7 protein-coding genes are annotated in these 13,347 nt (G+C 31.2%); all 7 read left to right on the top strand.

What is annotated here, in order from left to right; genetic code table 11:
* Positions 1-6 precede the first annotated feature (6 nt).
* Entirely contained in the window at positions 7-3,825 is a 3,819-nt protein-coding gene (locus ILT06_RS07160; protein ID WP_222654978.1) for an SIR2 family NAD-dependent protein deacylase, read from the top strand.
* A gap of 829 nt (positions 3,826-4,654) precedes the next feature.
* Positions 4,655-6,019, top strand: a complete 1,365-nt coding sequence (locus ILT06_RS07155) for a hypothetical protein (RefSeq protein WP_261784499.1) — start codon at positions 4,655-4,657, stop codon at positions 6,017-6,019.
* The gene (locus ILT06_RS07150; RefSeq protein ID WP_261784482.1) at positions 5,991-8,648 is read left to right on the top strand and encodes a helix-turn-helix domain-containing protein; all 2,658 of its coding nucleotides are present in this window, start codon (positions 5,991-5,993) and stop codon (positions 8,646-8,648) included. Before ILT06_RS07155 ends, ILT06_RS07150 begins: the two co-directional genes overlap by 29 nt.
* Positions 8,627-10,483 (top strand): site-specific integrase, encoded by a 1,857-nt coding sequence (locus ILT06_RS07145; protein WP_222654976.1) that lies wholly within the window; start codon positions 8,627-8,629, stop codon positions 10,481-10,483. The genes ILT06_RS07150 and ILT06_RS07145 overlap by 22 nt, the downstream gene beginning before the upstream one ends.
* A complete protein-coding gene (locus tag ILT06_RS07140; protein ID WP_261784481.1) occupies positions 10,476-11,207 on the top strand; it encodes a hypothetical protein in 732 nt (243 codons plus the stop codon). The genes ILT06_RS07145 and ILT06_RS07140 overlap by 8 nt, the downstream gene beginning before the upstream one ends.
* Before the next feature lie 152 nt (positions 11,208-11,359).
* Positions 11,360-11,518 (top strand): hypothetical protein, encoded by a 159-nt coding sequence (locus tag ILT06_RS07135; protein WP_222654974.1) that lies wholly within the window; start codon positions 11,360-11,362, stop codon positions 11,516-11,518.
* A 518-nt stretch (positions 11,519-12,036) separates the two neighbouring features.
* Positions 12,037-13,272 (top strand): hypothetical protein, encoded by a 1,236-nt coding sequence (locus ILT06_RS07130; RefSeq protein ID WP_222654973.1) that lies wholly within the window; start codon positions 12,037-12,039, stop codon positions 13,270-13,272.
* The last annotated feature ends 75 nt before the right edge of the window (positions 13,273-13,347 follow it).

The following is a 13,347-nucleotide window of genomic DNA, read 5'->3' as shown; positions in this document are numbered from 1 at the left end:
ATAATTATGAAAGATGTAATTTATTTACCTGACCAACATCATATTGAAAAAATAAGAGAGAATCTTTGGTGTGAAAGAGAATATGGGAATGTTTCAATAATGGTGGGAGCTGGCTTTAGTCTGAACGCTGATAAAATATCAGATAATTCAGGTGAATTTTTACTCTGGAACCAACTAGGAGAAAAAATGAAAGCTGAATTATATCCTTATAGTGACAGTTATAATCAAGATGTCCTGAAACTTGCGAGTGAATATGAAGAGGTTTTTGGAAGACAAGCTCTTGACGAATTAATTATAAGTTCTCTACCGGATGAAAATTATGTACCGGGTAGCCTACATAAAGTGTTGTTGTCTTTGCCATGGGCAGATGTTTATACCACAAATTATGACACTCTTTTAGAAAGAACCACAAAATACATATATGATAGAAAATATAATTTAGTTTTAAATACCTCAGATATCCCAAATCGTATGAAACCTAGGATAGTAAAATTACATGGAAGTTTCCCTTCGCATCGCCCTTTTATTTTTAGTGAAGAGGACTATCGAACTTACCCAATAAATTATGCTCCGTTTGTTAATATGGTACAACAAACAATTATGGAGAACGTATTATGTTTGATTGGCTTTTCGGGAGATGATCCGAATTTCTTAAATTGGATAGGTTGGGTAAGAGATAATTTAGGTAAAAATACCCCGCCTATTTACTTTTGTGGATTTGTTTCTTCTACCCAAAGAAGAATGTTAGAGGCAAGAGGAATTACCCCGATTGATTTTTCACCGTTATTTCCAGACTATAAATATCCTGGGATATTAAAGCATAAAAAAGCGTTAGAATGGTTTTTATTAAATCTAAAATATGGTAGAAAAGCAGACGTGTTAAGGTGGCCTAATGTAGAAAACGTTATTCATAGTAAGCATGAGGATTTGCCATATATACCTGTGCAAAATCTTGATATTCCAAATATTGAAATGGATTTTGGTTTTGGTAAAAAAGTCGAAGAAAAGGATCTATTAAAAATTTTAAAGGATTGGAAGCATATACATATGTTACATCCCGGTTGGATAATTACTCCTAAAAACAATCGAGATAGCCTTTGGAGAGAAACTGGTAGAGCGATCAATCCTATACTAAATAATCTTGATAAGTTAACTTATGTAGATGCACTAATGCTTCTATATGAGTTGAATTGGAGAATTGAGACTTCACTAGTACCGTTATACACTGAAAATATTAGTAAAATGGTTGTAATCATAGAGAAATTTAATGCAATCTTTCAAACTAAAAATATATATAGAAATCAGGAAAAATTAAAAGATTTCAAGTCAAATTTGACATCAACTATTGATTGGCAATTTTTACAAAAGTGTTGGGTGGAATTAATATTTGCAATTATAAGAGAAGTTAGAGGGGATCACAAAGTAGCGGAATTCGATTATTGGATGGATACCATTGAGGATGTTGTGAAGCAAAGTCCTGAGTGGACTTCAAGGTGGTACTATGAAAAAGCGCTCTTTAATTTGTTCAAATTGGATCAGGAAGGTATTCAGCGTGTTTTCAAAGAGTGGCCAAGAAATAAAAACTTTCCTTTTTGGCAGGTTAAAAGGGCATCTATACTTGCTGAATTAGGTGAGATGAGGGAAGCTGAAAGAGAGTGTGAAGAAGCTTTAGAAGATATTCGTATACGATTACAGGCCAATAGAGTAGATGTTTCTTTACTTTCTCAAGAAGGATGGACAATGGTTTTATTAAGGAGTATTAAGAATAATGGCGATTTTGAAAATGATTTTGGGGAGTATCGTGATAGATGGACAAAACTTTCACAATACAAATGTAACCCATTTCAAGAAGTGGAAGTAATGGATTCTTTATTAAAAGACTCTGTTCCTAGATGGAAAGGAAATGTTAGTATTACGCAAGGGTTCGATCCAGGAATAATAAAGCGCCATTATTCCTATGGAAGCGTTTTTGTAGAAGAAATACGTTTATCTTTTGCTTTTTTACGTTTGTTTGAAGAAGTAGCTATGCCTAAAAGGTGTGGCATAGTAACGATGTATAAAAAATCTGTTATAAATGCAACAAAATGGATAGAACATTCTGCACCTTTGCTAGCAATGAGTGCTTTAATTAGGACAGGAGATACCAAAGAAATTGAGAAAATATTTACAAGGGAATTTATTGTTTCTTTAAAAAAAGAACAAGTTGAAATTTTTTATGAATTATTTGTTCCATCGCTTGTGCAAGCGATGAGTAGGATTTCTCAAGAGGAGGATATTGCTAGTTTTTCTAGTAGGCTCTTACCTAACTTAATAGAAATCATATCTAGGATATATTTTCGGTTTTCAAAAGAGAAAAAGAAAGAAGTTTTTAATTTAATGATAAAAATGTATAAGTCAAAGGAAATTCAACAATTCCATCTTGTGCACTCTCAATTGAATTCCATGTTTAAAAGAGTATTATATGACATGAGTGATGAGGAAATATATCAACAATTAAATACGTTGTTGGAACTCCCGATAATTGGAGAAAAAGGGTTTGATTTAGAGAAAAAGCCAAGGTGGTTTGAGCCTTTTGGGCACATAAAATGGAGCGGAAATTATAAGGTTAATCGAACGGATGAAGCTTTGGATAATGCCATTACAAGGTTAATAAAATTGGTTAGAGATTTCAACAATTCTGCTAGAGATAATGCAATAGTAAGGTTAAATAGTTTATTTGAAATTTGTGGGTTAACAAAAAGACAGTGTGAGGAATTTGCTGAGTCCTTATACAGTCGAATTGACAAGCAGACGGGGATACCATGTACTTTTAAATTTTTTAACAGTTTCTTTTTACGTTTGCCTAAAAAAGATGAGGAACAGGTTAAACAGAATTATTATAATTGGATAGTGAAGCAAGATATACCAGGAATTTTCACGGAAATTGGTGGATATAGTGGTGGTATTGAATTCGCTGAATTTGTAACTGAATGGATTAATAGCGCTCCTTCCATATTCCCAGACCTAAAGAGTGAGACGGATATAAATTACAGTGAAGAAGATTGTATAATATTGTTAAAGAAAGTGCTGGCTTGGTGGGAGAAGGAAAAGGAGAAATTTAATATATTAGGTGAAGAGGATTTTCATGAAAATCCTGAAACTCACATGTATAATCTTGCGTATTTAATGGTTACCGTAATATTTTTAAAATTAAAGAGTATTGATGATAAAATCAAAATGGAGATAAAGGAATTACTTGAAGGTCTTAAAAGAAAGGGAATTCAAATCTCTCATGTTCTTCCGGCAACCTTACATTTGAAGATTTACGATATAGATTATGTATATCAAATGTTAAAAAAAGATTTAGAGTCAAGTGATAAAAGTAGAGTAAAGTACTCAAGTAAAGGTTGCTTACACTGGATTATATACGAGCAAAGAGGGATTGCACCAGAAATTCCAAATATTCTTTTTGACAATTGGATAAATAAAGTTTATAGTCGTCGTCAACCTAAATTAGATAACTTATTAGGGGACATAGGTGATTGTATACTGTATTTCCCTAATGTACTAAATGAGATGCACTGGAATTATGTGTTAGAAGGTTTGGAGTACCTTATCGAAGAAGTAGATATAAAAGTTTTAACAAAAGAGAGTGAATTTCAACTGTTTCCTAAATCATCATATGCAATATATAGAGAACTATGTGTGAGGCTGGCTGGTGTAGCCTATAAAGTGTTTCAAGAGAAGAAAAAAGGTACGCCAGATATATTAATTAAGTGGCAAAAGATATGTGAAATTGATAGTTTACCAGAAGTAAGAAGGCATTTACATTTATTTTCAAACTAAACACAATAACAATAGTTTTCCCCCTTTAGATATGATATATCTAAAGGGGTGTCTTGTATTAATATTTTTTTGTTTTTTCTGCAGCGTATAAAGTAATCCTTGTACCAGGATTTATAGATAAGTTATTACCATCACTATTATTTCAAGGTGGTTTCTTACTAAATAAAATCCCAAAAAATATTTCTGATTAAACTTTATAAAATAAATAGTTAATCTTGGCTTTTTACATTTAAATAAAGACAGAAAACAGGTCAGTAGTACTTATATATAAAGTCGAATTTGGTAAATTATACGCTTGTTGTATTTCAAAAGAGACGTTTCTACAAGTAAGGATTCTTTAAGTTATTTTGAAAGTAAAACTTAGAAACAGTATAATACATTATAGACATTCGAGATTTGTGAATTATCGGGGGGAACCCCGCTGGGAGTGTGCTTAACCCAGGACCTTGAAATTATACTTACAGCCTTAATCGTTTTAACTTTAATTAGATATGTTAGTTATTTGCTGGTTTCAACGTTTAAGGGAGAGATGTGTATGAGAAATATCACTTATCATGTAAGTTTAACTGCTGCATCAGTACTAGAGACAATATGGGCTGTAGGAGTAAGTTACTTGGTCGGGACGAGCTTGTCCCCGATAGTTCATAAAGAGATTCTGGAAATTTAGATGAAGAGAGGCATAAAAGTACTAAATTTAAAGTGGATGTTTATGTACTTTTTGGAAATTCAAGTGTTTTATGGATCTTGTCATAGGAGAATTTCCAGAGAAGCGATTTTGAATTTTTTTACATTGACTATTCTTAATTTAGGGGTGGTTTATTTGGAGAAAATGGTGATAGAAAATAAATATAAGTTTGATTGGAAAGCAGTTCAATATCCTCGAAAACAGGGGGGGAATATTATAAAGACTAATTCTTTTATCATAGTATTAAAAGATTTAATAACTGGAGAGACATACCCGCATCCAATTACTCATTTTTTATATAAACACTATCATAGAAATTCTGGTTCTATAAATACTGAACTCACCGTAGTACAAATTATCGTTCCTTTTTTAAACTTTATATTAGACAAAGTGAATTTTAAATTGACGGAATATACTGATATCAGCGGATTGGAAGATCTACAAGAGAGTCACGCAAATGCTTATCTACAATACTGCGTGGATGAGAAATCAAACAAAAATAGGACATTGGAAATGAAAGAGAATTTCCTATCTAAGTTTTACAAGTATTTATGGGATGAAAAAGTGCTAAAGTATAAGCCGAAATTCAAGCTAGTATCTGTAAGAACCCGAAAAGAAATAAGAAAAGTATATAAAATTGATTTTACCTATAAAAAGACCGATGAAACGCTTTTACGTGAAAAAGTAAAAAGAAAAGATATAGTCCCTCAAAATCATGCATCTAACAAGAATAGGATCTTTATTCGCTTACAGTATATTCACGAGATACTTTACGTAGCGAAGCATGAGACACCTGACATTGCATTTGGAGTGGCGTTGCAAATATTTGGAGGGTTGCGTAAAGGAGAGGTAGTAAACCTAATTAGAACGGCTCTAAAATCGCAGAACGGGCAAGAATATGGCGTGGAAGGTTTAGTGCTGCTTATAAGAGACCGTCAAAATGATTTGTTTACTCGATTTAACGATGTTTCAACAATGCAGGTAAAAAATCCTAGAGACCAATCCTGCTTGATTGATCCGATTTTAAAATACTTATATAAGCATCATATAGAAGTCGTACTTAAGAAGGTAAAGAAACCACTGCACCCCACTGCACTGTTTTACGATTCCGAAGGGAATCCAATGTCGGCAGATACGTATGATAAGAGATTTTTAAAATTAAAGAATTCCTATTTAGGGATGCTACTTGGAACTCCTGGGAGATATCAGGATTATCTAGACTTCTCTCAAACTAAATGGCGATCACACATTGGTAGAGGGGTGTTTACTAATATGTGTTTGGACGCTGGATTTAATGAAAAACAAACCGCAGTATTACGGGGGGATCGATCTACCCAATCTATGGAATCCTATTTCGACATCATAACTGCTACCTTCAATATACGAAAGGCTTTAACTTTACTTTCTCCTGACCAATCAGAAAATATAGCCGACTTAAACATGCCAACTAATCACAAAATGTGGAAGGAGGTTCAGGATTTTGGAAGAGGAATTAGAAATGAATTTTAAAGACTATATGTCGATATACGAAATAGCTGTGGAGAAGTTTAATAAAAACCAAAATAACGAATATTTTATTAATAAATTAAAAGAGTCCATACAAGAGTTACCAACCGAATGTAAAATAACAAAGGTTGATTTAGAGAACAATTACTTTGATGAAAAGTACGGTCGAGCTGTTAATGAGTTGTATTCAAAAGGAGATATAGATCGGTTTTTTAGGAACTATATACCTAAGAAATCCCTTTTTAGACAATTAGAAAAGTCTGTTAGTCAGTATACGATTTACAAATATTATAAAAAATTAAACCCAGATGAAATAATACTCGGTGGTAATTTAGATATATTTGTATTGCAAGATATTTCAATAGAACTAACTGAAATGATAAAAATGGTGGCAGGTAACAAAGTATGGGGGTGGAGAGCACATACCTTTGAGCTATACAAAAATCAACACGGCTATTATTCTTCTGATGAGGCTATGAAGATATTAAATTGTAGTAATGCGACTATCAAAAGATTAATAAAAGAAAATTTGTTGGTAATCTCTGAGCATTACGGAGATAGAATGCTCTTCAATAAAGAGCAAGTACACGAATTACATTTTGAACAAGAAAGGCTTATTGATACATATAACAAGCATTATTATACAGCGAAGCAAATTCAAAAAAAATACAGTGATGCTTTTGCAAAATATATTAAGGGATCAGAAGATAAGGTTCGAATAAAAGTAACAAAGGTTGCTCCCCCAGCACTACTGATTTCATATTATGGTGTCCAAATGAAGCTATATGAAAAAGATGAAATTGATAATTTATGGGAGGATTACAAACTTTACTGGGACATGAATACTATGTCCATAGAAGATCCTTTTAAAGATTTTGTATATAAAGTTGAACAAGTGCTAAATATTAAATTTACGAAAAGTCAGGGGAATACGAAATTATTATGGTACCAGTATGTCGAAAAATTCCTTCTTAGAACTAGGATGTCTGATAAGACTCGGATTATATTTCAGACTAATCAATTTGCCCGATGTACGGAAATAATATTCGCTACTTTTAATCAAGAAATATACTCGTATTCTGGAAAAGAAATCAATAATAAATTTCTTAACGACATTCTTAATATTAGGAGAAGTTATCAAAGGGATTTTTACAATTTTTTAAAACAAATGATTGAAGCCTTTGCTATGGAAGGACTTCCTTTACCATATAACGTGGATGAATTAAATGATCCAAGAAACTTTAAAAGGATTAAGGAAGTAGCTACAGATATATATTCTTTAGAGGAATACCATGGGTTATACAAATATACCAATCGAGTAGCATTTCATAAAGAAAAGGCAATTCAAGACGTTAGTGACTTACTTCAGACTTGGGATTATATAAAATATAAACGCTATGACAGTTGTTGGTTATATATCTTAGTTCAATTAACAAATAATTGGAGACATAGCACGATAATAACTCAAATTCCAAGAATTGATCTATCGACTACTTCAATTGAAAGTTTGGAGTGGTTAAAGAAAAATGATCCCTCAATAGAGGATGCAAACAATATTATCTATCAGATCGGTAGATATGTTACAAAGGTAAATAAAACTGATGTTAGCGCAGAAGGAATTTTCACAATTGGGGAGCCGCTTAAAATTGCATTTGCAACTGCAATAAGCATCTGTGAATTTCGTAGAAGTGCAACAGTAGAAACCAGTTCCGCTTTAATAGAACTTTCAGGTCATTTAGTGAAAACGTATAATCCACATAAGGATTTTTTTATAGATTTCAATACTGACTTTAAATTTGAAAATAGGAAGATGAATAGAACGCTAAGTACTCTAATCTGGTCAGTTCTTAGGCATATGGGGAAAGGGCTAAAAGAATCCCAAGTATCCCGAAGCCACCTACAAGCTCAAACTACTATAAAACATTATATTAAACTTTCTGACGGACAGGTGAAAAATCTTGTAGATGAATTATTTGAAAGAAATCAATTTGGATTTGTAACACAAACCCTAACGAATATACTTTTTGGTCCTGAAACAAATAAAAGTATCGAAACGGGAAGAATGTTAGAGGTAAATAAGCATTTCGGCGATGTTTTTAAAATTGAGGCGACCGCAGGATTAATCAACAGAATTGCAACAGAAAGAAATCATGTATTAAAATATCTTGAAGAGTTGGACTTAGAAGGACTTCGTGATCTTTTTTACCAATCTCTAACGGGCTCGCTTCCTTCAAAACAGAGATACCACCAATGTATCTATTCTGAATGTAAATATGAGAATGAATACGGTGAAAGACCATCGTGCGATACTTGTGCGGCATCAATGATTAATGTGTATGCCCTAGAAAATATAATGGACAATTATATATTTATGATGGAAAAGATATCAATAGAGTTTGATAGTGCACTTATCGGTGAAAAACAGAAACTTGCAAACCAGTTCTTCCTTCTGCATAACGTTGTAGATCAAGCAAGAAGTAGATTTGGTAGAAAAGTTGTAGATGGATTTGTAAAAGGAAAGACAGAGCGAATAAAAAACTTAGGTTTTGATTTATCAACAAAAGGTTTAAAAAAATTTAGAACATCGGGAATACTAAGGGGGTCACATGTGTGGTGCGAAACAGAAATTTAAGTTCGTTAACGCTAGATTTCAGTAGTATTAATCCAGAGGATATAAGAAGTGCTAGATTTGATGTCATCAAGAATGTAGAAGAGGCAAAAAGGTTATTGGAAGCCTATGATGATAATAGGATAAAAAAAGTTCATGTCAATTTTAAAGATAATGAATGGATTTTTAAGGAAGAGTTTACACGAAGTGATGTAGTTTTTAGTTATAAGAAAATGGAAGATTTCTTAAGGTTTAGTGGAAGTGAAAATAAAGAGGAATTATTAATTGCAGCAAAATGTTGGATAGCAAAAAAACTAAATGAAAATTCTTTAAAGGTAACGCAGGCAAAGCTTTCAACTCTTGTTGCTGCTTTTTTATCTACAAAATGTCTTAGAGATACTAATGAATTATTGGAAATGATACAGGAATTCAATCTCATCCGTAGAAGTTCAAAAAATCAATATAAAGTCCAAAAAGTGTCTAATAATGTTATGTATATGTTTATTACGGATCTTGTCGATTTTTTAGAATTCTATAATCGTGATAAATTTGTATATTTCATAAATGATTTGAGCGAGTATAAAGCCAAAATCAAGTTGGAAAAAAGCTACAGAGAGTTGCCCTCTATTAAAGATATTTTAACTGTAAAACAATGCTTGGACAGTTGGTACAAAGAAGCAGAACAAAACAAAAGTGAAGAATTACTTAAATATTGCCCTCTTGTTTTATGGTGGAATCTAACAACTATTATTCCTATGAGGGTAATTGAGTTCTGTCACATTAAAAGAAATTGCTTTTCGTTAAAGGACGGGAATCATTTCATCACATTTCCAAGAATGAAGTACGATCGAATTGGTACACATCGAACTAACAATGAATACGACACGTTACCTATTCCCAAAGAGTTGTATGAGCTTTTTCAAGACTATCTAATTCTCTCGGAACAGTATGGACTATCGAATTATTTAATTTCACCCAATGTGTATCGTCATTATTTTAGATACGATAAAAAAACATACGATGAAGATGCTTTGTTTAACTATAACAATTTCAATAATACAATAGCCAGTTTTTTTAAAGAAATAATACACGAAAAGTATAACATTAATATTGTTTCTATAAATAAGCATTATCGGACAAAGTATGCTACGAGATCAAAAGAAGCATTTATTTCTGACTCAGCAGTCGGAAGTATAGATACAATGATTAACCTTGGTGATTTAAGACACATCGCAATTATTAATATGATGATGCAGGGATATGACAAGGTTGAGATTCAACGATTAGCAGGACATATCACAGAAGACACTCAATATAGTTATTTCAATCATATGGAAAACTGGATGGATATTGAAATACAGAAAATGGAGAAAGAATTTAATCACTATAAACCAATAAACTCTACATTTAACGAAAATGAAATTTCATTTTTACATCCAAATACTCAAGGTTTTTTTGAGAATCAAAGTAAAAAAAATTATATCAACAAGAATATAAATGAAAAGGAACAAGAGGGCTATTTAAAATTAGATTTGGGCTCCTGTATGGACAAGACTATGCCCTGTCCTAGTTTTAATTGGAAACACCGCGGCTGTTATTTTTGTGAAAATTGGTCCATTTCTAATCAGGAAATGGAAGAGAAAAGAAATCTTATAGCTTCTGACCTAAATTTACTTTATGAAGAAACAAGAGGGAAAGTTAAGTTCATACAGTCTCTGTTTAAACTGAAACTAGATAACTTCGAAAACGTAAATAATCATACTAAGCAAGATTTATCTTCCGCATCAAAGGAAATTCAATTAGACATTAAGCGAATCGCAAAATTAAAGTCTATGTTAGGAGTTTTAGATGATGAATAAAATCGGTACTAAAGGGATTCTAGATGATATAGAAAAAGAGACGGCATTGAGGCACCTGATTGTTGAATATGATGAAAACCACAATAACAAATCTAAAATCACATACAAGGATATCTACGAATTCGTGAAATCGCAATACGATAATAATAAAGTTGATTTTTATCCTGGATATACATGGTGGAAGACAAAAGGAAAACATTTAGTAGACGAATACAATTTAGTAAAGAAAAGAACTATCTCCTTGTCTGAAACGGAAGATTTAGACGTTTTTGATATTCTTGATGTAGTAGAAAAATATTACGGAGATAAAGAATCTTTAATTAAATATCTCCTTCCGTATAATGACTTGCTGGATATAATTGTAAATAAAATTAATAATCTTCAAAAAAGTTCCAAAAGCTTATTAGAACAGCTTGGCAAAAAGGATGAACAGATTAAAGTACTAGAACAAACAATTAATAATCAACAGGCTTTGCTAGACGGATTATTCTATACTATTATAGGGTCTGAAAAAGAGTTAGATAAAGTGATGAACAGAGGTAGCACAAAATCAGATACAGTGAATTATGCTCTGTCTGAAACTTTCGGGAATCCCGCTGCGTACATTGAAGAATTCAGTAAACGTATAGAAATAGGTAATCCTACGTTAGATGATAAAAAAGATAATATTGTAAAGTTTAAGACACAAGATAACTCTTTAGAAGAGGATGACTATGATTACTAATATCTTGTATCTTACTTTCAAAAAGAGCATCTGATATATTTTGGTTTTAATGAAAGTGATTTGAAAAAAGGTAACTTCATATGCCATAAACACGGTGTGATAATAATCAGAACAAAGATTAGTGGTATAATGTAGATAGTTCAAATAAATTTGTGATAAAAGGCACACATTTTAATGTGTATGCTTATTATGAAAGCTTCAAGATGATTAGTGAGGATAACACAGGTGACAAAGAAAAATTAATGTTAGCTGTAAAAGAAATATCTAGAACAATGTTAAAATTAGTAGAAGAAGTAATTAGTTATTTATAATGAATATATCAACGGATTAATTTCAGAAACGATTTTCATTGAACAAATAGAGCCGTCCTTTCTAAAACTGAAGAATTTTTCATGACAAGTACAGAATTAGACATCGCATCTATTGATTTAAAAGATTGGATGTAGAAGTACTTAAATATTTTTAGAACAATTCATGAATTTATATTTTATTAGAATGAAAATAATCTAGCACAACGTACACCTGAAAAGAGAAAAAACTGTATGGAAATGAAAAATGAAAATTATTATACGGATCTAGAGGAAATAGTAGAGTTTGAAAGCTAAAAGATTTATACTTTTAAAACGAAGTAAAATTAAAAAGCGTCAAATAATGTTTGCATTTCTAGGTGCAATATTATTTGGCGCTTACTTGTGTGACTTATTATAAATGTCGGATAATACTTATCCCTTATAGAATAAAGGGGATTTTCCTAAAGAGAGGGATGTATTAATTATTAAAAAAATTTTCCTAAATAGGATTATTATTTACTATGGGGGCTAAAATAACGATGTTCAACTTTTATTTTGATGAATCATCCCATGATAGGGCTATTACTTATAAAGATGGAGAAGGTTTAAATATATACTTACCATCTAATAATGATTTATTTGTAGGTTTTTTTTGGGGTTTTAAACAGGAGAAAGAATTAACATATCAGCACCAATATTCAACAATTGAAAGATATTTAAAAACTATATACAGTCTCAATGAAAATCAAGAGTTTAAAGGTAGTATTATTAAACAAAAAAATTTTAAATTCGGTTTTAATTCACTTAAACATAATACAATAAGGGTTTATTCTCATTTGTTTCAATTTCTAGATAATGAAGAAATAATATTACATATCCATTTGTATAGTAAAACCGAATACTTAATTAAGCAATACTTTAAAGAAGTGACTTTTACTGTTGGTATTGCAAATGAAAATGCATTTATCTATTCAGTGATCAAATTTCTCTTTAATTATAGAGATGAAGAATTTTTAGCAGGATTATTTTCTAATAGTACAGTGAGTTCCGCAGACTTCTTAGAAAAGCTCAAATCGATGTTGAAAATAGTTATTAGAAATATATATGATGTGAAAAGAAAGAAACAAGAATTGTTAACTTTACAGGAAATGTTATATATCTTAGAAAATGCTCGTATTAAAACCCATCCAAAAGAAAAATATAAATGGGACTACAAACCAGTTTTCATTGGCTTATCTAAGCTATTAGAAGAAATAAAAATTGATATAAATACGGTAAACTTAAAAATCGATCCTGAAGGAACCAATCGCATCGCTAATGCGGCAAAGCAGCAAGGGTTTAACTCTGTATCTGACGATGAAGATTCCTCTGTAAATGAATTAATAAGAGTGGCTGACCTTCTTAGTAACATGTTTTATCGATTAACATTAGCATTATATGAGTCTTTAAAAGAAGACCCTTTTGTAAATGCAAACGAACATGATTATGCTACTAAACGTATTTTAAATGAAGAATGGTTTGATATTAAAAACGAAGAAATATACCAATTATATGTAAGTTTAAATAAAATTTTAAAAATAAATAACGGGAATTATTGGACAATTTTTAGTGGTATCTATTCCGATTATGCTCTTTTAGTTGTTTCTTTAATAGAATATATTAGTGAGCGGTATGAGAGTTTTAAACACTTTAAAACTGTAACAGCCAAAAGTCATGCAGAATATTTCAATACTTATGCTGCTTTAAAATTAATGGATAGATTTCAAGATATTTAAAAAGAATTTAGAATTGAGTTGAGCAATAGCTAGCTTAATTTATTATTGTTCTAAAAGTAGTAAATGGATTCCATA

Source organism: Bacillus sp. 17RED48 (assembly GCF_019837545.1).
Taxonomy (GTDB): Bacteria; Bacillota; Bacilli; order Bacillales; family Bacillaceae_G; genus Bacillus_A; species Bacillus_A wiedmannii.
Note: the sequence above shows the minus strand (reverse complement) of the source record. Positions and strands in the feature narration are given on the sequence as shown.

Bases quoted from the DNA above. Each gene is read 5' to 3' on its own strand.
- ILT06_RS07140 (WP_261784481.1), top strand. From the start codon at position 10,476: ATGAATAAAATCGGTACTAAAGGGATTCTAGATGATATAGAAAAAGAG.
- ILT06_RS07130 (WP_222654973.1), top strand. From the start codon at position 12,037: ATGTTCAACTTTTATTTTGATGAATCATCCCATGATAGGGCTATTACT.
- ILT06_RS07155 (WP_261784499.1), top strand. From the start codon at position 4,655: ATGGTGATAGAAAATAAATATAAGTTTGATTGGAAAGCAGTTCAATAT.
- ILT06_RS07160 (WP_222654978.1), top strand. From the start codon at position 7: ATGAAAGATGTAATTTATTTACCTGACCAACATCATATTGAAAAAATA.